Origin of the sequence: Amycolatopsis sp. lyj-84 (genome assembly GCF_046549075.1) — a bacterium.
Lineage (GTDB): Bacteria > Actinomycetota > Actinomycetes > Mycobacteriales > Pseudonocardiaceae > Amycolatopsis.
The window spans coordinates 117,527-137,469 of the sequence record NZ_JAJPWO010000018.1 but is presented as its reverse complement, the minus strand read 5'-3'; the positions used below and the strand labels follow the sequence as shown (position 1 = coordinate 137,469).

General features: G+C 67.9%; 19 protein-coding genes and 2 tRNA genes. 10 read left to right on the top strand and 11 right to left on the bottom strand.

Going from position 1 to position 19,943, the window contains the following annotated elements:
• Positions 1–109: 109 nt before the first annotated feature.
• On the bottom strand, positions 110–2,686 hold the full coding sequence (locus ACLJRM_RS38665) for a bifunctional diguanylate cyclase/phosphodiesterase (RefSeq protein ID WP_101612695.1): 2,577 nt from the start codon (positions 2,684–2,686) through the stop codon (positions 110–112).
• 134 nt (positions 2,687–2,820) lie between these two features.
• On the opposite strand from ACLJRM_RS38665, the gene ACLJRM_RS38660 reads away from it, so the two are divergent.
• The 3 genes from ACLJRM_RS38660 (at position 2,821) to ACLJRM_RS38650 (ending at position 5,438) form a co-directional block, all read left to right on the top strand.
• A complete protein-coding gene (locus ACLJRM_RS38660; protein ID WP_410665872.1) occupies positions 2,821–3,972 on the top strand; it encodes a beta-ketoacyl synthase N-terminal-like domain-containing protein in 1,152 nt (383 codons plus the stop codon).
• Between the two features lie 107 nt (positions 3,973–4,079).
• The gene (locus ACLJRM_RS38655; protein ID WP_101612693.1) at positions 4,080–4,745 is read left to right on the top strand and encodes a DUF998 domain-containing protein; all 666 of its coding nucleotides are present in this window, start codon (positions 4,080–4,082) and stop codon (positions 4,743–4,745) included.
• A gap of 66 nt (positions 4,746–4,811) precedes the next feature.
• Positions 4,812–5,438 (top strand): AAA family ATPase, encoded by a 627-nt coding sequence (locus tag ACLJRM_RS38650; protein ID WP_101612692.1) that lies wholly within the window; start codon positions 4,812–4,814, stop codon positions 5,436–5,438.
• Positions 5,439–5,613: 175 nt separating this feature from the next.
• Here the strand turns inward: ACLJRM_RS38650 and ACLJRM_RS38645 are convergent, their stop codons facing one another.
• The 5 genes from ACLJRM_RS38645 to ACLJRM_RS38625 form a co-directional block, all read right to left on the bottom strand.
• Positions 5,614–6,768 carry a 4-hydroxybenzoate 3-monooxygenase gene (locus ACLJRM_RS38645; protein WP_410665871.1) on the bottom strand — a complete coding sequence of 385 codons (1,155 nt, stop codon included), beginning with the start codon at positions 6,766–6,768 and terminating at the stop codon, positions 5,614–5,616.
• 72 nt (positions 6,769–6,840) lie between these two features.
• Positions 6,841–7,788, bottom strand: a complete 948-nt coding sequence (locus ACLJRM_RS38640; RefSeq protein WP_410665870.1) for a DNA polymerase domain-containing protein — start codon at positions 7,786–7,788, stop codon at positions 6,841–6,843.
• A 78-nt stretch (positions 7,789–7,866) separates the two neighbouring features.
• A complete protein-coding gene (locus ACLJRM_RS38635; RefSeq protein ID WP_101612689.1) occupies positions 7,867–8,382 on the bottom strand; it encodes a lytic polysaccharide monooxygenase auxiliary activity family 9 protein in 516 nt (171 codons plus the stop codon).
• A gap of 236 nt (positions 8,383–8,618) precedes the next feature.
• The gene (locus tag ACLJRM_RS38630) at positions 8,619–11,231 is read right to left on the bottom strand and encodes a CHAT domain-containing protein (RefSeq protein ID WP_101612688.1); all 2,613 of its coding nucleotides are present in this window, start codon (positions 11,229–11,231) and stop codon (positions 8,619–8,621) included.
• Positions 11,232–11,322: 91 nt separating this feature from the next.
• Positions 11,323–11,496, bottom strand: a complete 174-nt coding sequence (locus ACLJRM_RS38625) for a hypothetical protein (protein ID WP_158255792.1) — start codon at positions 11,494–11,496, stop codon at positions 11,323–11,325.
• Between the two features lie 441 nt (positions 11,497–11,937).
• Here ACLJRM_RS38625 and ACLJRM_RS38620 point away from each other — a divergent pair, with 441 nt between their 5' ends.
• Both ACLJRM_RS38620 and ACLJRM_RS38615 read left to right on the top strand, forming a co-directional pair.
• On the top strand, positions 11,938–12,585 hold the full coding sequence (locus ACLJRM_RS38620; protein ID WP_101612687.1) for a hypothetical protein: 648 nt from the start codon (positions 11,938–11,940) through the stop codon (positions 12,583–12,585).
• Complete coding sequence (locus tag ACLJRM_RS38615) at positions 12,488–12,970, top strand: hypothetical protein (RefSeq protein ID WP_101612686.1); 483 nt, start codon at positions 12,488–12,490, stop codon at positions 12,968–12,970. The genes ACLJRM_RS38620 and ACLJRM_RS38615 overlap by 98 nt, the downstream gene beginning before the upstream one ends.
• A 57-nt stretch (positions 12,971–13,027) precedes the next feature.
• Here ACLJRM_RS38615 and ACLJRM_RS38610 read toward each other — a convergent pair whose 3' ends face one another.
• Positions 13,028–13,486: a hypothetical protein gene (locus tag ACLJRM_RS38610; RefSeq protein WP_410665869.1), complete on the bottom strand. Its 459-nt coding sequence runs from the start codon at positions 13,484–13,486 to the stop codon at positions 13,028–13,030.
• 153 nt (positions 13,487–13,639) lie between these two features.
• On the opposite strand from ACLJRM_RS38610, the gene ACLJRM_RS38605 reads away from it, so the two are divergent.
• Entirely contained in the window at positions 13,640–14,536 is an 897-nt protein-coding gene (locus tag ACLJRM_RS38605; RefSeq protein WP_410665868.1) for an ABC transporter ATP-binding protein, read from the top strand.
• Positions 14,526–15,350 (top strand): ABC transporter permease, encoded by an 825-nt coding sequence (locus tag ACLJRM_RS38600; RefSeq protein WP_410665867.1) that lies wholly within the window; start codon positions 14,526–14,528, stop codon positions 15,348–15,350. Before ACLJRM_RS38605 ends, ACLJRM_RS38600 begins: the two co-directional genes overlap by 11 nt.
• A gap of 65 nt (positions 15,351–15,415) precedes the next feature.
• Here ACLJRM_RS38600 and ACLJRM_RS38595 read toward each other — a convergent pair whose 3' ends face one another.
• The 4 genes from ACLJRM_RS38595 to ACLJRM_RS38580 all read right to left on the bottom strand — a co-directional run bounded on the left by ACLJRM_RS38595 (position 15,416) and on the right by ACLJRM_RS38580 (position 17,913).
• Complete coding sequence (locus ACLJRM_RS38595; protein WP_410665866.1) at positions 15,416–16,273, bottom strand: oxidoreductase; 858 nt, start codon at positions 16,271–16,273, stop codon at positions 15,416–15,418.
• An 85-nt stretch (positions 16,274–16,358) separates the two neighbouring features.
• A complete protein-coding gene (locus ACLJRM_RS38590) occupies positions 16,359–17,051 on the bottom strand; it encodes a TetR family transcriptional regulator (RefSeq protein WP_410665865.1) in 693 nt (230 codons plus the stop codon).
• 20 nt (positions 17,052–17,071) lie between these two features.
• Positions 17,072–17,485 (bottom strand): PGPGW domain-containing protein, encoded by a 414-nt coding sequence (locus ACLJRM_RS38585; RefSeq protein ID WP_410665864.1) that lies wholly within the window; start codon positions 17,483–17,485, stop codon positions 17,072–17,074.
• A gap of 354 nt (positions 17,486–17,839) precedes the next feature.
• A tRNA-Gly gene (locus ACLJRM_RS38580) sits at positions 17,840–17,913 on the bottom strand.
• Positions 17,914–18,007: 94 nt separating this feature from the next.
• Between ACLJRM_RS38580 and ACLJRM_RS38575 the strand changes: the two genes are divergently transcribed.
• From ACLJRM_RS38575 to ACLJRM_RS38565, 3 genes are all read left to right on the top strand, one after another.
• Positions 18,008–18,084: transfer RNA gene (locus tag ACLJRM_RS38575), tRNA-Pro, on the top strand.
• Between the two features lie 168 nt (positions 18,085–18,252).
• Positions 18,253–18,693, top strand: a complete 441-nt coding sequence (locus tag ACLJRM_RS38570) for a GNAT family N-acetyltransferase (protein WP_410665863.1) — start codon at positions 18,253–18,255, stop codon at positions 18,691–18,693.
• A gap of 60 nt (positions 18,694–18,753) precedes the next feature.
• Complete coding sequence (locus ACLJRM_RS38565) at positions 18,754–19,920, top strand: ROK family protein (RefSeq protein ID WP_410665862.1); 1,167 nt, start codon at positions 18,754–18,756, stop codon at positions 19,918–19,920.
• Positions 19,921–19,943 lie beyond the last annotated feature (23 nt).

Below are 19,943 nucleotides of genomic sequence, written 5' to 3'. Positions count from 1 at the left end.
CCCACCGACAAGACTGCGCCGGGAAGAGCCGGAGAGATAGGAGGCTTTGGTCCCTGTCAGCGGCGAGGAACGTTCTCACCCGGGATCACGTGCGCGGAGGCCGCACGGTTCATCGCACGACGTGTTCGTACGCGGACTTCAGGTCCCCGACCGGACCGGCCGGCGCGACCAGCGGCCCTTTCGCCCAATCGCAGCCGAGTTCGTGCAGGACCTTCAGCTGCCGCGCGGTTTCGACTCCCTCGGCGACCACCACGAGGTCGACGGCGTGCGCCATCGCCATGATCCCGGCGACGATCGGCTCGGCGTCGCTCGACCTGCCGAGATCGGCCACGAACGACCGGTCGATTTCGATCACGTTCAGATCGAGGCGGCACAGCTGGGCGAGCGAGGAGTACCCGGCGCCGAACCGTTCCGCGGTCACCCTGACCCCGGTCTTCCGCAGCGCGTCGACGGCGTCCGCCGCGTCCTTCAGCGCCGTCTCGTCGACGTCGAGGCTCAGATCGTGCGGTCCCAGCCCCGCGTCCTCCAGTGTGGTCTGAACCAATTGCAGCAAGGTGGGATCGCCCAGTTGGCGGACCGAAAGACTCACATTCACATTACAGTGCACACCATGATCGGCACGCCATCGGGAGATCTCACCGGCGGCCTTGGCAAGGACCTCCGCACCGATGATCGTCAAAAGATCGCCGTCGTCGGCGATCTCGGCCAATTCCGCCGGATCGATCGGCCCCCGGACCGGATGGTCCCAACAGGACTTCGCCTTCACCGCGACCATGTCGCCGGTCCGCAGATCGACGACGGGCTGATAAACGGTCTCGACCAGCCCGTCCGCGACGGCGTTCCGCAGATCCTGCTCCAGGATGAAACGGTCCTGCACGCGTTTCCGCATGATCGGCGCATAGAAAGCAGAGCGGCCCGGTCCGAATGTTTTCGCCTGATACATCGCCAAATCGGCGTCTTCCAGCAATTCGTCGGCACTGCGGGTATCGCCGGGTTCTGCGATCACTATTCCGATGCTCGTATTGATATGCAGTTCCCTGCCGTGCACGGTGAGCGATTCGGCCAGATGCCGCTGGAGGTGGTCGGCCAGCGCCCGCACCTCGGCGGCTTCGGGATAACCGGTGGTGATGACCAGGAACTCGTCCCCGCCGAGCCGTCCGACCAGGTCCGAAGGCCCGGCGACGGCCCGCAGCCGCTCGCCGATGATGCGCAGCACCTGGTCGCCGACGGTGTGCCCGAGCGAGTCGTTGATGATCTTGAACTTGTCGAGGTCGATGAACAGCACGGTGGTCGTCTGCGACGGATCCGCGATCGTGAGGCGCAGATGGTTCAGCGCGAGCGTGCGGTTCGCGAGCCGGGTCAGCGGATCGTGGGTCGCCTCGTAGGCCAGCCGCTCGCTGATCGCCCGCCGTTCGGTGATGTCAGCGAAGGACGTCAGCACCGAGGGCACGCTCTGTCCCGGCGCCATCAGCGGACCGGACGTCAGCGAAAGCCACCGATGGGCACCGTCGCGCCGCCGCACCTGCACGACCCGCCCGGTCTCGACCTTCCCCGAGCGCCGCACGCGCGCCGACGGCAGATCGTCCACGGGCACCGGGGCGCCGTGCTCGTCGTGCAGCCGCAACGTCCGGCTTTCCAGGCCGACCAGGGAACCCTCCGGCACGCCGGAGATCCGGTGCGCGGCGGAGTTCGCGAGTTCGATCCGCCCGCTGGGGCCGACCAGCAGCACCCCTTCGTCGAGCGTTTCGACGACGGTGGCGAATTCGGCCTCGGCCCGGCGCTGCGCGGTCTCGTCGGCGCACAGCAGCACATAGCCGTCGAACATCTCGGCCGCGGAGACGCGGACCGCGAGCGCCGTGCCGTCGGCGCTGAAATGCGTCGCCTGCACCACACCGCCCGCCGCGACGACCTGCCGCGGATTCATCGGCGCGCCCACCACCTCGGACACCGGCACCCCGATGACCTGGTCGAGTTCGTGTCCGTAGACGGCCTCGGCCGCCGGGTTCCAGCTCGTCACCAGGCCGTCGGGCGAGGTCGCGATGATCGCGTCGCTCGCGTGGCCGACCAGCGCGGCCTGAAACCGCAGACCGGCTTCCGCCGCCTTCTGCGTGGTCAGATCGCGCATGATCACCTGATAGGCGGGTTTGCCCTCCCAGGTGGTGAGCACCGCCTGCGATTCGACGGCGACCTTGTGGCCCTGAAGGGTCCGCAGCATCATTTCGGTCGGCTCACTGAACGAGCCGGGCGCGACCAGCGAACCGATCCGCGCCAGCAACGCGTCCTGCGAGCCGTCGTCGACGAGGTCCGTGATGTGCATCCCGATGATTTCGGTCGACACACTCGCGCCGACGAAGCGCATCGTGGCCGAGTTCACGAAGACGACTTTGCCCCGCTGATGGACACAGATCCCGTAAGGGCTCGCTTCGACCATCGTGAGGTATTGCGTACCCAAAGTCCCGCCGTCGGAATTTTGCTCCAAAAGGCGGTACCCCTTGCCGAGAAAGGCAAGTGCGGGTTCACCACGTTGATCCCTCTCGGCGGACAACTCGGTCAGCAGGCGGACGAGCGAAGCATGACGGTCGGGTTCTCCAACCGTGCAGGTCGCGGTGCCGTTCGCTGGCGAGGAATCCTGATCCGAAGGCCGGTGGGTGTCGGGGGTCCCACCGTCGAGATCGTCAGGATCCATGTGATCCAAACCCCCTACTCGACTGATGTAGCTTCCGATTAGATCACTAAATCGACGTAGCCGTCCTCCTCGTCCAGCTGATCGGTGCGGCTTTTCCACCCCAGCGTTGACGGAATGTAGTTGAAGGGAAACACGTGCGGAGCAAAACAGACATCTGCGGCATCGGCGCCGTAACCGCCTACGGCTGGGGGCGCGAATCGCTGTGGGAGGGCCTCGCGAGCGGCGTCCCCTGCGCCCAGTACACCGACGGCTTCGGGGAAACCCCGGAACTGCCCGGCTGGGTGGCCCACATCCCCGAGGGCGGCAGATCAAGGGACGGCAGCCTGCACGCCCGCGCCCTGCTCTCCGCCGCGCGAGAAGCGATCGAAGACGCGGGCACCCGCGGCTGGTCGCCGGGACGGCGGGTGGGCGTCATCTCCGGCGGTGTCCGCGAGGACCTGCGGACCTGGGACAGGCTCACCCATCTCGGCGAGGAACTCATGTACCGGCGCGAGTTCATCGGCATGATGCCCTCGACCCCGATCGCCTCGCTGATGTCGGAGTTCGGTTTCCACGGCCCGTCGATGGCCACCTCCGCGATGTGCGCGACCGGCAGCGCCGCCGTCCTCACCGCGAAGATGTGGCTGGACGCGGGAATGGCCGACGACGTCGTCGTGGTCACCACCGATCTGTCCGCGACCCGGGCGATGGTGCGCAACTTCGTGCACTGCGGGGTGGCGATCACCGACACTCCCCCGCTCGACGCGTGCCGCCCTTTCCAAGAGGGCACAAGGGGATTCACCTTCTCCGAGGCCGCCGTCGCGGTGGTGCTGACCCAGCGGAAGACCGACTCGTACGCGACCCTGCTGGGCGGCGCCATGTCCCATGAGGCGCACAACGCGATGGCGCTCGACCCGAACCCGGCGAACGCGATCTCGGCGGTGACCGGGGCCTTGGAGAACGCGAACGCCGCCGCGAAGGACGTCCGCTACCTGAACGCGCACGGAACGGGTACGAAACTCTGCCACCGCACGGAATCCCAGATCCTCGAAGCGGTCTTCCCCGGCAGTACGGAGATCTACTCGATCAAACCGCTGACCGGCCACAGCCAGTCCGGCAGCGCGCTGACCGAGATCGCGACGACCTGCCTCGCGGCACAGCGCGACCTCGTCCCGGCGCCGAAACCGGTGGCGGACGGGCATCCGCAGCTGATGGACGGGCCCTCCCGGCCGGAAAGCGGGCTCACCGTCAAGACGTCGATCGGGATGGGCGGGTACGTCGCCGCAGTCGTGTTGGACGCCGCCTGACCCCTATTCGATAACACACGGTCTCAACGTCGTCACGAAGTGTCATATTCGGTGCTCATCGGGTCGATACTGCCAAGTAGCGATACGCACTAGGCACGGAGGCGGCCATGAGCCCGAGAACGGCATCCGACAACCTCGTCCACAACTACCTGTTCTTGCGGCGTGCCATCGGTTTCCTCGGGATCGGACTGCCTTTCGTGCTGATCTTCGGGAAGATCGCCGTCGACGGCGGCGGCCTGCTCAACTCGATCAGCGGCTACTACTACTCGGGGATGCGCGACGTCTGGGTCGGCGTCATGTGCGCCATCGGTGTCTTCCTGTTGTCCTACCGGGGTTACGGCCGGATCGACGACATCGCCGGGAACATCGCCGCGGTGGCCGCGGTCGGCGTGGCGCTGTTCCCCACGACACCGTCGAACGGTGACCGCACGGACGAGATCCTCGGCCTGCTGCACCTCGGGTTCGCCGCGGTCTTCTTCCTCACCCTGGCGTTCTTCTGCATCGTGCTGTTCACCAAGTCGGACAAGGAGATCCCCGGCGCCCGCAAACCCGAACGGAACCGGCTGTACGTCACCTCCGGCGTGATCATGCTGGTGTGCCTGGCCTTGATCGTGCTCTGCGGCCTCGTCTTCGACGAGCTGACGAAGTCGCTTTACCCGGCGCTGTGGCTGGAGTCGGTGGCGATCTTCGCGTTCGGTGTCGCGTGGCTCACCAAGGGCGGGACGCTGCTGCCGGACAAGACCGTGACGGCGGGAACGCGGGTGACGGCCTGACCTGTACCGGAGCCGGGCCGATCAAGGTAAAGGAACCTTTATCATCGGCCGGGTCGTTGACGCGGTATGACTGAGCGCATCGCACTCCAGCTCGGCCGCCGCGACCTCCTGGTGGTCGCGGGGATACCCGGGGCGGGCAAGACCACGCTCCTGGCCCGGGCGGCGACCGGCGCGATGCCGGTGCTCGATTCCGACCAGGTCCGCGCGCGGCTGCGCGGACGGCTGCCCGCCGCGCTGCCGTACCGGTGCTACCGGCCGCTGGTCCACCTGTGGCACCGCGCGCGGGTCGTCCGGGCCGCGCTGGCGGACGGTGGCCCACTGGTCGTGCACGAGCCGTCGACCCGCGCGACGACCCGCGGGCTGCTGGCCCTGCTCGGCCTGGTGAGCCGCCGCCCGGTCCGGCTGCTGTGGCTCGACGTCACCCCGGAGGAGGCCCGCGCGGGCCAGGTCGCGCGCGGGCGCGTCATCCGGCCGCGGTCGTTCGCCCGTCACGTCAGAAGGGCCGAGAAGGTGCGCCGCGACCTGCGCGCCGGCTGGGTCCCGGCAGGCTGGCACGGCGCGCGGATGGTGACCCGCGAGGTCACCGGGGCGCTGCGGTTCGTCACCGAAGAGGAGCCGGGAAGAGGCCGCTCAGGCGACGTCCGGCTCCTCCCGGTCGACCGGCCCGGCGCGCCCACAGTGCGCGCAGGTTAGCGGTTCCGGGTCGGGTTCGTCCGAAGGTCCTGGTCGGTTCGGGGGCGGACACGGGTTCCCCGGCGCCCAGCGGATGCGTACCGGCATCGTCGTTCGTCCTTTCCACGCCGCGAAGGACCTTCGCACGGAGATACGGACATACTGATCCACCGGTTCACCCCATCCCCGGATCGGGTCAGATCCCCACGTAGTTCTCAGCGAAGAAGTCCTGGTGCGCACGGGAAACCCGCAGGCTCTCCAGCCGCGCGTCCCGCAGGGCCCGCTGGAAGAGGGCCTCGTCGTCGTATCCGGCCGGACTGTGCAGGAGGCCGATCATCCAGTGCGAGAACTCCTGCGCGCGCCAGATCCGCGGCAGGCACTCCGCGGAGTAGCGGTCGAGCGCCGTCGTGTCGTCCGTTTCGTGGGCGGCGATCAACGCCTTGGCGAGGATCTCGGCCTCCATCAGCGCGAGATTGGCGCCTTTCGCCGCGGCGGGACTGATCAGGCTCGCCGCGTCGCCCGCGAGGAACAGTTTCCCGCGCTGGATCGTGTCCATCACGTGCGAACCCAGGTCGACGATCCGCCGTTCGATGACGGGGCCGCGTTTGAGCGCGCCGTACCGCTCGCCGCGCATCCGCAGGTGCAGTTCGTCCCAGACCCGGTCGTCGGTCCAGGTGTCCGGATCCTCGCCGCGCGGGACTTCGAGGTAGTAGCGCGTCACCGTCGGCGTCCTCGCCATGTGCCCGGCGAAACCGCGTTCGTGGAGTGCGTAACCGATCGCGGACATACTGGGCGGCGCCTCGGCGAGGATCGCGAGCCACGAGATCGCGTGGTCTCGCTGGAAGACCTTGGCGGGAACGGATCTCCGCGAGACGCCGTGCCTGCCGTCGCAGCCGGCGATGTACTCGGCGCGCAGGAGGCGGTCGTCGGCGATGATGGTGGCCTCCGTCCCCGACACCGACGAAACCTCGGTCTCGAACCGGATCTCCCCGCCGCGGGCGAGGAATTCCGCGATCAGATCGGTGACCAGGAATTGCTGCGGATAGACGGTGTGCACCTCGCCGCCGCCGAGTTCGCCGTACTTGAGCTCGAATTCCCCTTGTTCGGCACGGAAGGCGCAGGTGTCATGCCGGACGCCGTTGGCGAGAAGCCCGTCGGCGAGGCCGTTCCCGTCGAGGACACGGACACTGTTCGCGGCCAGGAATCCCGCCCTGGCACGGTTTTCGACGTACTCCCGGCTTTTCCGCTCCAGGATCAGGCAGTCGATTCCGGCCGCGCGCAAAAGATTTCCCACGACCAGTCCGGCCGGACCCGCGCCCACGATCAGTACATCGGCGTCGTTCTTCCCCACGAAAGCCCCCCGTGCCCGCGCCCTCCCCCACTGCGATCCACGGTACACAAAGTGCGTTCACCCGGGGGATGTTCAGCCCTTCTGGGCACGCAACCTTGCCCGGCGTTTCCCTTCGTGCATCGCCACGACACGCGCGATCGGGATCGTGTGCCCCTGTTCGACGAGGTCGGCGGGCAACGTCTGCGGCGCGGGCATCGCCTCGGCCCACGGATCCTTGTCGCCGAGCAGACCCGGCGCCGTGTAGACGGTGAAGTCGGCGGGGACCACGTCCGCCAAAGCGTCCCAGGCGACCGGGAACGACACCGGCAGTCCCGGCCGCAAACGCGGGCTGTACGCCGCCGCGACCGTGTTCCCGCCTGCCCGCGTCGAATCGAGGTACACCTTGCCCTCGCGGTCTTCCACGATGTACGCGGTCGTCGCGACCGAGGGGTCGACCTGCTCCGCGCGAGCGGAAAGGGCGCGGGTCGCGGCCGCGACGTCTCCGAAGGTCTGCCCCGGCACCAACGGGACGAAGATGTGCACTCCCTTGGAACCGCTGGTCTTCACCGCACCGGCGAGCCCGGAATCGGAGAGCGCCTGCCGCACCAGCCCCGCGGCCTTCACCACGTGCGCGAAATCGTCACCCGGCGGCGGGTCGAGGTCCAGGACGAGATGGGTCGGGCCCGCGACGTCCCCGGCGGTCATCAACGTCGGGTGATACTCGACGGCGCGCTGGTTCGCGAACCACAGCAACGTGCGGCGGTCGTCGCACAGCGCGTACGACACCTGCCGCTGGGAGGTCTCCGCCCAGATTTCGTGCCGCTTCACCCAGGCGGGCGTGTATTTGGGCAGGTTCTTCTGCATGAACGGGTCCTGGCCGCGCAGGACGCGGATCACCGACAGCGGCCGGTTCTCCAGTACCGGGAGGAGACGGCCCGCGACGAAGTCCAGGTAATCGACGAGGTCGCGTTTCGTCGCGCCCTCGAACAACGGCTGGTCGAGGTTGGTCAGTTTGACCCCGTCGCGCTCGTCATCGCTCATGACGGTGAGCCTGACACAAAAAGCCTCGTGAGTGGTACGGACGGTTCTAACCGCCCTTACCACTCACGAGGCCGACGCTTAGCTGATGTTGGCGTCGATGCAGGCGTAAAACGCGTTCGCCGTGTCGTAGACGTTCCAGCGGGCGAGGATCTTGTGCCGCCCGCTCTGCTGCAGGTTCACGCTGTGCGTGACCGTGGCGCCCGGCTGCGCGCCGTTGTCGTTGACGGTCGCGACCTTCGCGCCGTCGACGAAGTACTCCCACGTGCTGGTGCGGTGGCGAGCCGTGATCGTCCACCGGAACGTGGTGGTACGGCCGAGGGAATGCACCTTCCAGCCCTTGCTGTCATTGTTGAGATCCGAGAAACGGCCGACGCCGCCGCTACAGCTCATGAGCCCCTTGGGGCCCTCGACGCTTTGCGGTTCCCATTTGATGTCACCGCAGGAAACGGTGTTCTGAGCGCACTGCGCCTGCCTGCTGGCAGGTGAGGAGACGTAGCCGTGCGCGCTGGCGGTACCCGCCGGGATCGCGACCAGAACCGCCGGCACCGTTGCCGCACCTGCCGCCAGGGTCAAAAGCCGTCGTTTGAAGCTCATGCCTACCCCTTTCCCATCTGTGCACCCACCGCTGACCCGGGTGGCGGAACCGTCCGTGGAACTCGAGGTTCCTGGGCCACGGCGAGCGAAAAACCAATGAAGGTTGGGACCACATCCGCCGAAGCGCCGAGCGGCGAATGTGGTCTAGACCATAATTGGTTCAGACGACTCGGTCAAGAGTAACCAACCGGGCACTTGGAGTCGTGAAGATCGAACAGGGTTGTCAAGTCGTGCGCTCAGCCCGCACCCAAACAGACGAACGGTCGCCGGAACGGATCAACCGCGATGGTGTCCGCCAGCGCCGTCGCCGGGCCGGCACCGTCGGCGAGTCCGCGATGGTAGTCGTCCATCGCGGCCGCGGCGGCTTCGTCACCGACTCGGCTCAACGGCGCGATCACCGTCCGCGAACCGCTCGCGAGCAGCGCGCTGGCGAAACCGAGGACTTCGTCGCCGGGCCGGATCCGGTTCAGCGCCAGTTCGCACGACGCGAAGACGACTTGCGACGGCGGCTGCGCGAGCCCGGCCATCTCGTGTGCGAAGAGGGTGCCGTCGGCCAGTTCCAGCCGGGAGAACAAGGCGTTCTCGGGCTCGTGCGCACCGTGCGCGGCGATGTGCGCGAGCTTCGCGCCGTCCAGCGCGCCGAGGACGGACCGCACCGTCGCGTCCGGCCCGGTCAGCGTATGTGCCGTCCGGTAGTGCGTGGCGAGTTTGGCCAGCTCACCCCTGGTCCCCACGAGGCCGGGTCCGCTGACGAGGACGACCTTCCGCGCCTCGGGGACCGTCGTGCGTTCGGCTCCCAGCCAGGCGGTCGCCGACGGGGCGACCACGATCGGCCGCGACCGCAGCGCCGGCAGCACTCCCCACGGGACGGCGAACAGCGGACCGGTCGGCACGACGACCAGGCCGCGGTCCCCGAGCAGCCCCTCCAGCGGCCGGATGAGCTGGGCGTCGAGCCGTTCGGCCTGTTTCCGCGCCGAACCGAGTACCGCCTGTACCAGGGGCGGCGGCAGGTGATCCGGCGCGAGGGCGTCGAGATCGACGTTCAGCATCCGCGCGGACTCCGCCGCCGATGCCGCCGAGCCGAGCCGCACCAGTTCGCACCGCCTGCCCGCGACGACCACCGCCACCAGGTCGTCTCCGGAGGACACGAAGCTCACCAGCGCGCGTTCGCCCAGCTCGTCGGCGACCTCGGCGAGCCGCGCGACCGGCCGCGGCCTGCCCCAGCGTCCGGTGTGCCACCCGAGCCGATGCGCCTCGCGCAACCGCTCGGCGTGTTTCGCGCGCAAGGCCGCCGTCGGGTGCCCGTCGTGCTGCGCCTGGTGGATCGCCTGATCGAGACCCCGGACCTCACCGACCCGCTCGGCGAGATCCGGATCGTCCGCGGCAACAGGTTCGTACCGGTAACTTTGCGCGCGGGTCCGTTCCGTCCAGCCGAACAACCGGGCCGCGTCCGCGCGTTCGAGCACGATCTTGACGGCCAGATCAGCCAGCTCCCTGCCGTGCAACGCCGTCCCGGACACCAGTTCGAGGCCGCCCATCCGGTCGCGGACCCGGTCGAGTTCGGTGAGCCCGCCCCTGATCTCGGCCAGCGCCCTGGCCTTGTCCCCCTCGGCGACCGCGAGTTCCGCGCGGCAGAGCCGTCGCAGCATCCGGTAATCGACGGTGGTCAACCGGCCCGGCTGCGGAATCCGCGCCAGCAGTTCGGCGGCACGCTTGCGTTTTCCCTTCCGCAGCTCGACCCGGACGGCCAGCATGCGCGCCAAGGCCGCCTGATCGGCGAGCCTCGGCATCGGCATCGCGTTCGCCGCCCGCAGTGCGCGGGCCGTCAGGTTGGCCGGGATCTCGTTGGTACGCAACGCATCCCGCACGTCGGCACGAAGGCCGACGATCGTCGCGTTGGCGACACAGGTCTGGCATCCCCAGCGCAGCGTCCGGCGCCGGGCCGAAGAGGCGTACGTCCGGGCGAGCTCCAGGTCGTCGGTCATCAGCGCCGCGGACGCGCGGAACAGCTCCACCCCGCCCAGATCCCTGGTGATGCTCCGCTGTTCCAGCATCACCGGCAGGATCTCGTCGAGATGGACTCCGGCCTCTTCGGCCAGGCCCGCGGTCAGCAGCGCTTCGGCACGTTCCCACCGCAGCAGCGGCGGGATCTCCAGGTCGAGAGATCGGTAGATCCGCTCGCTTTCCTCGTAGAGCCGCAATGCGGCAGGCACGTTCCCGACGCGGAGTTCCAGCGTGCCCAGCGGGCGGCGGACGTCCGCGGCCTGGGCGTGCAGGCCGTTACGTTCCGCGAGCGCCACGGCGTTGGCGAGGTCCCGCCTGGCGCGGCGGATGTCGCCGAGCCTGGTGTAGGCCAGCCCCCGCGTGGTCAACGTGCCCAGGTACGGATCGAGCGAGGGCGCGGGATCCTTTTCCATGGCCAGGAGGGCCTCTTTGTGCGCGAGCGAGGAATCGAAATACCCCGTGCTTTCCTCGTTCCGCCCCACCGCCATGAGCAGGAGTCCGTAATTGTGGTCGAGCTGACCGCGCAATTCCGCGTGGAGCCGGGGGTCGTCCACCGCTTTGAGCAACAACCGGACGTCGTCCAGGCCCGCGAGGCCGGAAGCCACGCCCCCGCTGGTCTCCGACCCCACGGTCGCGATGCTGGAAGCCAGCCGGATCCGGGTGGCCAGCCAGTCGTTCCTCATCCGTTCGGCGACCGGATGGATCGAATCGAGCAGAGCCATCCCCCGCCGCAGCAGGAGAATTCCCTCACGTTGACGGGCCGAACACGCGGCATCGATACCGGCGCGCTGGAGTTCGCGCGCCTTGCGAATGACATCGGCTTGATCGAGCTGTGTAACCGCCACTGATCTATGACAGCACACTCCGTAGCCGAGAGTCGCCCGCCACCGGTTCTTACCCGGGTGACGGGCGAAACCTCTTCAGCCAGGAGTGTGCTCAGGGAGTGGGCGGCGGCGTCTGAGCGCATCCGCCAGGGCAGTCCCAGACTCGTTCGTTCTGGTGCTCGCAGTCGGGGCTGTGCTGGTGTTCTCCCTGGTCGGGCTTGGGCTGAGCCGGGTCGACCGGCTCTTCCTCACCGATGGGATCCTTGACGTCCGTAGGCGTCGACATTTGACGATCTCCTCCCCTGATGATCTTTCTTTGTCGTACCAGGCAGCCCCGTCACACCAGGCCCCCTCTGATTCGCAGGCCCTCTTCCTGCGAACGGGGCAATAGTGCCACAACGGAGCAGTGATCGGGAGTTTTTACCTACACTGAGTCATCGGCGGCACCCAAAAGGGGGACGCCTAGTTAGCGAACCTCACGACCTGCGCCGAATGGCCGAACGGGGGGTACGCCGTCTCCGATCCGCCAGCGGGACCGAGATCATCAACGAATCCCTTGCCCGGGAAGGGAAACCGGCCGGAAGCCACGCGCGGACCCGGCAGAGCCCATTGCGCCATCCGGCCTAAGATCTAAAAATACTTGTGGCACAAGGGTTTCCGGCCACGAAGGCCGGGGAACTCACGGCTCGTCGGGGGTTGCCTGGCAAAACATCCGGAGGAGATAACGATGCCCACGTGGTTGGTCATCATCATCGTCATCGCCGCGGTCCTGGTGGTGGGAGCGGCCGCTTGGTTCGTCGTCGCGGAGCAACGCAAGCGGCGGTTGCGAGAGACGTTCGGGCCCGAATACGACCGGGCCGTCAAGGAACACGAAAGCCCGCGAGAAGCGGAACGCGAGCTGTCGTCGCGAGTGAAACGCCACTCGGACCTCGACATCCGACCGCTGCCGTCGTCCACAAAGGACCGGTACGCGCAGGAATGGGCACTGATCCAGGAACAGTTCGTCGACCGCCCGTCCGGTGCCGTCGTCGACGCGGACCGGGTATTGGTCTCCCTGATGGCCGAGCGCGGCTACCCGACCGAAGGGTACGACCAGCAGCTCGCGGATCTGTCCGTCCGGCACGCGAACGCGTTGCGGCACTACCGCGCCGGGCACGACACGCTGGTGCGCCATCGGGATTCCGAAATGTCCACGGAGGACATGCGTGAAGCGATGAAGCACTACCGCGAGGTGTTCGAAGATCTGTTGACCGATGGTGGCGAAGGAGCGGAAAGTCATGGAGAGCAGGCCTCTGGGAACCGAGGGAACGGAACCGCGGAGCACGGAACGCGTCGCGGGGACGACGGATCGGCTCGACGGGGAACCGACCGCTGACGGTCTCGGCGACACCCGGGCCGACGAGGATTCCGGGCACACGCTGAGCACCGAGGACCTGGTGGCCGCCGAACCCGAGCGCACCACCGGGACCACGACCGAACATCACGAAGACAAGGCGCAGACGTTGTTCGACAACGTCGACGTGGACAGGTTCCGCGACAGCTGGCAGGGCATCCAGACGGCCTTTGTGGACGATCCGCAGCGGGCGGTCAAGGAGGCCGACGAACTCGTCGCCGTCGTGATCCAGAACCTCGCCACGACCTTCGCGGACCACAAGAAGGAACTGGAATCCGCGTGGAGCCAGGGCGAACCGGCCACCGAGGATCTGCGGATCGCGTTGCGCCGCTACCGCTCGTTCTTCAATCAACTGCTGAGCACGTAGTCCAAGAGCTCGTGAGTGGTAGGGACGGTTCTAACCGTCCCTACCACTCACGAGCTTTTACGCGCCGGTCGTCGACCCGGGCCGCACGATCATCAGCACCGTCACCACGGCCCAGAGCAGGTTGAACACCCCCGTGTACATCGCCACGCGCCCCGCCGTCACCGGTTCCGACGGCCGCTCGGCGTCCAGCACCGCGAGGATCGCGTTCTGCCCGGGCAGGACCAGCAACGCCAGCACCCCGGCGGCCGCGGCGGTGAGCACGATCGACACGATCACCCACACGTCACCGAAGACCCGCATGCTGCCCGCGGTCGCCAGCCCGAACAACGGCACGGCCACCCCGAAGATCGCGTACACCCGGCAGATCCGGTTGAGCATGCGCAGGACGGACAGCCCGGAACCCGGTTCGGCGAACGCGCGCCGGGCGGCGGCCGGGAACATGCTCGCCGCGACGGTGACCGGACCGACCGCGATGACGGCGGCGAGCACGTGGAGGATCAAAAGTACTTTCGACACCCGCCGAGCCTAAGATCATCACCCCGGCGCTCGATACGGGTGTTTTCGACGGATGTCGCAGGATTCCGGCCATGCGCTACGTCCGATGACGTACGCCGGGTGCCGCTTGTGAACGGATGTGGTGAGGCCTCGCGAGAGCCACCATTCGTCACCATGAACCTTCCCGTGGACACAGACGAACTCACGAAACGGTACGGAGAACATCTCGCCGTCGACCGGATGAAACTGACCGTGCTGCCCGGCGAGATCTACGGTTTCCTCGGCCCGAACGGCGCCGGCAAGACGACGACGTTGCGGATGCTGCTGGGGCTCGTCCGCCCGACGTCCGGCAGCGTGCGGCTGTTCGGCAGGCCGCCCGGAGACCTCGACGGGGTCGGCGCGCTGATCGAATCGCCGGGCTTCTACCCGTATCTGTCCGGCGCGGACAATCTCAAGGTGCTGGCCCGGTACAGCGGAACGGATCCGCTCCGCGTCGGCGAAGTGCTCTCGCTGGTCGATCTCGCCGATCGCGGCAAGGACCGGTACTCGACCTACTCCCTCGGGATGAAGCAGCGGCTGGGGGTCGCGGCGGCGCTGTTGAAGGATCCGCGGCTGCTGATCCTCGACGAACCGACCAACGGCCTGGACCCGGCGGGAATGGCCGACATGCGCGTGCTGATCCGGCGGCTGGGCGCGGAAGGCTGCACCGTCCTGCTGTCGAGCCATCTGCTGGGCGAGGTCCAGCAGATCTGCGACCGGGTCGGCGTCGTCTCGCGGGGACGGCTGGTCGCGGAGAACACGGTGACCGAACTCCGCGGCGGCACGGTGCTGCACATCGAAACCGACGAGATCCTGCGTGCCGCCGACCTGGTGAAGCACTGGATCGGCGCGGACAACGTACGCGCGAGCGGGACCGGACTCGATCTGACCGTCGACCCGGACCGCGCGTCGTGGCTGAACCGCGAGCTCGTCACGGAAGGGATCCCGGTGCGCGAACTGCACGTCCGCGAACGGGATCTGGAGCAGGTTTTCTTCGAGCTCACCGGAGAGGTGGCAAGTCATGTGGGGTAGCTGCACCGCCGAGCTGGCGAAACTCGTCCGGCGTCCGGCGAACTGGTTCATGCTGGGGATCGCGGTCGTGCTCGGCCTGACCTTCACCTATCTGCTGCCGCTCGCGGGCGCGGCGGGTTCGTCGAGCGGGGCGCCCGGCACGGATCGCGGGCTGGCCGCGACCATGCCGTCGAACCTGGTCGGCAACTCGATCGGCGGGCTGCCGGTGTTCCTCGGCGCGATCGTGCTCGTGCTCGGGGTGCTGGCCGTCGGCACCGAATACGGCTGGAGCACGTGGAAGACCGTGCTGACACAAGGACCTTCGCGGCTGACCGTCTACAGTGGAAAGTTGTTCGCGCTGGCCGTCGCGACCCTGGCCGTCGTGCTGACGAGCTTCGCGACCGGAGCCGCCACGAGCGCGATCATCGCCTCCTCGGAAGGCGAACCGATGAACTGGCCCGCGTTCGGCGAGCTCGTCACCGGGATCGGCGCGGGCTGGCTGATCGCGATGACCTGGGCCGTTCTCGGCGCCGCGCTCGCCATCGCGATGCGCGGAGTGGCACTGCCGATCGGGCTCGGCCTGGTGTGGTTGCTGGTGGTCCAGAACCTGCTGTTCGGCGTCGCGGCCCCGCTGCTGGACTGGGTCGGCACGCTCCAGCTGGCTCTGCCGGGAGCCAACGCCGGTTCGCTGGCCGCGTCGCTCGGCGCTTCGGGGGCGACGCCGGGAATCGGGGAACTCGTCGGCGTCTCCCAGGCGACGCTGGTGGTGACCGGCTACCTGGTGGCCTTCGCCGTTCTCGGCGGCTGGCTGCTGCGGCGCCGGGATGTCCTCTGAACATGTGAAGGCCCCCTTCCCTCTGCTGGGTTTACAAGCAGAGGGAAGGGGGCCTTCACTCGGGATCAGGCGAGGGCGTCGAGGTCCGCGACGACGTCCTCGGGCAGCTCCAGCTTCGCGGCGGCGACGTTCTCGTGCAGGTGCAGCAGCGACGACGTACCGGGGATCACCAGGATGTTCGGCGACCGCTGAAGCAGCCACGCGAGCGCGACCTGCATCGGCGTCGCGTCGACGCGGCGGGCGCAGTCGTCGAGCACGCCGGACTGCAGCGGGGTGAACCCGCCGAGCGGGAAGTACGGCACGAACGGGATGTTGATGGCCGCGAGCGCGTCGAGCAGCCCGTCGTTGACGCGGTTCGCGACGTTGTACTCGTTCTGCACGCAGACGACCGGCGCGATGGAGCGGGCCTCCTTGACCTGCTCCGCCGAGACGTGGCTCAGGCCGAGGTGCCGGATCAGGCCCTGCTGCTGAAGTTCGGCGAGGACCTCGAACGGCTCCGTGATCGAGACCGGGATCGGGAAGACGCCGTGCTCCCCCGCGAGCCGCAGATTGACGACGTCGAGCACGTCGACGCCGAGGTTGCGCAGGTTGTCGTGGACCGCGGAGGTCAGCTCCTCACGCGAGAGCGCCGAAGGCCAGCCCTTGTCCGGAGTCCGCTTCGCGCCGACCTTCGTGACGAGGTGCAGGTTCTCCGGGTACGGGTGCAGCGCCTCGCGGATCAGCTCGTTGGTCGTGTGCGGCCCGTAGAAATCGCTGGTGTCGATGTGGGTCACGCCCAGCTCGACTGCCGCGCGGAGGACGGCGATCGCGGTTTCGCGATCCTCCGGCGGCCCCCAGATGCCGGGGCCGGACAGCCGCATGGCGCCGTAGCCCATCCGGCTCACGGTGAGATCGCCGAGAGTGAGGGTGCCGCCTGGGCTCATGATCGCTCCTTGGTCGTGGTTCCCGGCTCACCCTATGCAGGGTCGGCCGCCTCGGCGCGCGCGGGAAGGGAGCAAGGGACCTTTGCTATCGCCCGAGGCTCTGACCTGCGCGAACGACCAGGCCGACCAGCTGGTTCGCCAGTCCTTCGGCCAGCCCGTCGACGAACATCTCGCGACCCGCGGGTGCTCCCCGTTCGGCCATGACCGTCGCAACGGCCTCACCAGGGTTCGCGTAGGGCCACAGTCCAGCGACGAGGATGAAGACGGCCTTCGCGAAGTGCCCGGCGGCTTCGGCGTCCAACGGGACCTGGGCCCGGACGACGTCCGCGAGCCGTTCGGTGCGTTCACCGGCGCGGGTCTTGAACGCCCGGGCGGTCTCGACGGAGATGTTGCGTTCGAGCACGGCCGCCATCGTGCTGATCAGCTCGCACAGGAGGCGCTGCCGCGAAATCGACGTCGCGATGACGGTCGCGACGCGTACTTCGCGCTCGTAACCAGGTTTCGCATCTCTCGGGGCACCTAGTTCGTCTTCGAGCTCGTCGAGCCACGCGACCCAGATCGAGTCGAGGACCTCCAGGAAGATCGCCTCGCGGCTGTCGAAGTACCGCAGCACGTTCGACTTCGCCAGGCCGACGCGATCGCTCAGTTCGCGCAGGCTGATCTGCGAGACAGGCCGCTCGGCCAGGAGTTCGCGCGCCGAGTCGAGGATCGCCGTGCGCCGCGCCTCCACCTGTTCCGGCCGCCGTGCGCGCTGGAAGTCGGGGGACACGCGCCGCACGGTACCAGACCACCCGGCTGTTATTCGGTCTTCGCGGCCCTCCGGGCCTGCACCCGCTTGTAGCTCCAGATCAGCAAAGCGAACAAGATGAGCCCAGACAGGATCAAGCTCGAACCGGTGCTCCATCCGCCGAGCGGCAGCCCGGGCACGAGTCCCCAGACCACTCCCGCGGCCAGCAGCCCCAGCCCGGCCAGCACCGAACCCGCGATGCGCAGCGGAGACGAAACACTGTCCTCGGCCGCCTTCATCGCCCTGTCGCGGATGGGATCGACGTACTTCTCCACCGCCGGGAACTCCGAAGCCAGCACGAGCAGCCCCGCGAGCACCAGCAGCAGGCCGGGTCCTGGCAGCACGAGCAGCGCGATGCCGACCAGCAGCAGAATGACGCCCGCGATCAGGATCAGCACCTGCCTCACGGGTTTTCCGATGCCCACGTCATTCTCCTCGCCGTCGTTCCTGAGACTGATTGTGCCGGGAACGCGCTGGTCCCGCCCGGTCGAAGGATGGAGGCACGGTCTTGATCAACGAAGCGATCCATCGACGATGAAGGAATCGGGACACTCAACGTCCCGATTCCTTCATCGTCGACTCCGGCACACGCTGAATCGCCACCCTTGCGCTGTCCGAATGGCCGCGCGATCCGGCCGGCTCCCTGAGGCCTGCGGGTACCGAGTGGGTCACCGTGGTCGTGAGTGGCGATTCGGGTTAGAACCCGAATCGCCACTCACGACCACCCGAACATGAAAGAACCCGCAGGCCAGAGTGCCTGCGGCTCTCGTTCGAAGCGGTGGAGCGGGTGACGGGAATCGAACCCGCGTAGCTAGTTTGGAAGACTAGGGCTCTACCATTGAGCTACACCCGCATGCCCCCGGAGGACCCGGGTGCGAAAACAGCTTAGCGTGACCCGCTAGGCTGTGCGCACACCCCCCGGTGATCCAGTGGCCGGGAGTGTGACCCGGGATGTGGCGCAGCTTGGTAGCGCATCCGCTTTGGGAGCGGAGGGTCGCAGGTTCAAATCCTGTCATCCCGACCATAGGTCTTTGACCTGCGAAGATACCCCTCTTTCGGACCAGAAGACGCGGTTCGGAAGCCAGCGCGGCGCTCAGCGACCCTCCGCTTTGAGGATTTCTCCATCAAGATGGGAAAGACCGAGCCGACCATGATCACGGTCGGCCACTGCACCCACACAGGAGGAGAGCCCATGGAGATCCGCCCGGCCCGCAGCACCGACGCCCCTACCGTGACCGCTCTGCTCACCGAGCTGGGCTACCCGGACAACAACGAGGCCGACGTGCGCCGCAGGCTCGAGCGCTGGGCCCGTCATCCCGAGGGCGCCGCGCTCGTCGCCGTGTCGGACGACGGCGTGATCGGCGTCGTCGCGGTGGTCGCGATCCCCCTCCTCGAGAAGGAAGGCTCCGGCGGCCGGATCGTGGCCCTGGTCGTGGACGAGACCCAGCGCGGCACGGGGGTCGGCCGCGAGCTGGTCGCCGCGGCCGAAGCGGAGGCGCAGCGCTGGGGCTGCAACTTCATGGAGGTCACCAGTTCCCGCCACCGGACCGGCGCGCACGCCTTCTACCGGGCGCGCGGCTACGAGGACCGTTGCGAAAAGAGTGCCAGGTTCGTGCGCCAGTTGACCGTCTGACCAGCTCCCGGATGCTGAGAGCCCTAGGCCCCTCGGCACCCGCTTGCGAACATCGGCACCGTGACCGGCAGGCGGAGCGCCAGTGCCAGCGCGGTGCTCCGCGTGGTGCTGGACGAAGGGGCGATAGCGCGCAGCACCATCGCGCGCCGCACCGGGCTGTCCGCGGCGGCCGTCACGGGGCATGTGGCGGAGCTGATGCGCCGGGGGTTTCTCATCGAGCTGCCCGAGGTCGCCGGCGCGGTCGGCAGGCCGCATGTCCCCCTGGAACTCGACACCGAGCGGTTCGTGGTGGGCGGCGCGCACATCGCGGTCGACCATCTCACCGTCGGGTTGCTGGACCTGCGCGGGAAAGTGCTGGCCCAGCAGGAGGCCCCGCATCACGGCGCCGAGCCCGCCGTCCAGGTCGCGCAGATCGCGGAGTTGCTCGACGACCTCCTCATCGGACACGCGCCGGAGCGGACGCCGCTCGGGCTGGGGGTGGCGACCGGTGGGTGGGTCGACGAGGCCTCGGGGACGGTGGTGGAGCACGGTTTGCTCGGCTGGCACGGGGTTCCGTTGCGCGAGCTGCTCACGGAGGTCACCGGTCTCGACGTCCGGGTCGACGGGCATTCGCGGGCGCTCATCCACGCCGAACGCCTGCTGGGGCAGCCGAGAGCGCGCAGCAGTGTCGTGCAGTTGTTCACCGGCAACGTGGTCGACGCCGCGTTCGCCACCGGCGACACCGTCCATCATGGTCCTCGCTCGGCCGCGGGCGCCGTCGCGCATCTGCGGGTCGACGACAGTGAAGAACCCTGTCGCTGCGGGCGTTCCGGTTGTCTCGAGGCCACGGTGTCCGAGCGGACGGTCGCCCGTAAAGCCGTCGAGGCGCAAATCATCGAAGAACCGAATTTCACCGACGTGCTCCATTTGGCTGCGTCGGGAAATTCGGGCGCCATCGCCATTTTCCACGAGCGTGCGCGAATAATCGGACAGGCCGCCGCCTTGCTCTTCGACGTCCTCAATCCGGAAATCCTCATCGTTCTCGATCAGAGTGTACGCGACGTCGAAGGCTGCCTTTCCACGATCCGGGACGAGGTCTCCCAGCGATCCTGGATCTGCCAGGACGTGGCGAAAAATGTTGTGGCGTCGAGCTTTCCGGGTACCGAGCTGGCTACGGCCGGTGGCGCCGTCATGCTGAACGTCCTCTACGAAGATCCGCTTTTCACGAAGCTCGCCAACGCCTCTTGAGTCGGGGTTACTTCATTTAATCG

Coding starts and splice junctions, on each gene's coding strand:
- ACLJRM_RS38650 (WP_101612692.1), top strand. CDS start 4,812: ATGACTGAGCGCATCGCACTCCAGCTCGGCCGCCGCGACCTCCTGGTG.
- ACLJRM_RS38570 (WP_410665863.1), top strand. CDS start 18,253: ATGGAGATCCGCCCGGCCCGCAGCACCGACGCCCCTACCGTGACCGCT.
- ACLJRM_RS38655 (WP_101612693.1), top strand. CDS start 4,080: ATGAGCCCGAGAACGGCATCCGACAACCTCGTCCACAACTACCTGTTC.
- ACLJRM_RS38595 (WP_410665866.1), bottom strand. CDS start 16,273: ATGAGCCCAGGCGGCACCCTCACTCTCGGCGATCTCACCGTGAGCCGG.
- ACLJRM_RS38620 (WP_101612687.1), top strand. CDS start 11,938: ATGCCCACGTGGTTGGTCATCATCATCGTCATCGCCGCGGTCCTGGTG.
- ACLJRM_RS38600 (WP_410665867.1), top strand. CDS start 14,526: ATGTGGGGTAGCTGCACCGCCGAGCTGGCGAAACTCGTCCGGCGTCCG.
- ACLJRM_RS38665 (WP_101612695.1), bottom strand. CDS start 2,686: ATGGATCCTGACGATCTCGACGGTGGGACCCCCGACACCCACCGGCCT.
- ACLJRM_RS38635 (WP_101612689.1), bottom strand. CDS start 8,382: ATGAGCTTCAAACGACGGCTTTTGACCCTGGCGGCAGGTGCGGCAACG.
- ACLJRM_RS38605 (WP_410665868.1), top strand. CDS start 13,640: ATGAACCTTCCCGTGGACACAGACGAACTCACGAAACGGTACGGAGAA.
- ACLJRM_RS38625 (WP_158255792.1), bottom strand. CDS start 11,496: ATGTCGACGCCTACGGACGTCAAGGATCCCATCGGTGAGGAAGAGCCG.
- ACLJRM_RS38615 (WP_101612686.1), top strand. CDS start 12,488: ATGGAGAGCAGGCCTCTGGGAACCGAGGGAACGGAACCGCGGAGCACG.
- ACLJRM_RS38640 (WP_410665870.1), bottom strand. CDS start 7,788: ATGAGCGATGACGAGCGCGACGGGGTCAAACTGACCAACCTCGACCAG.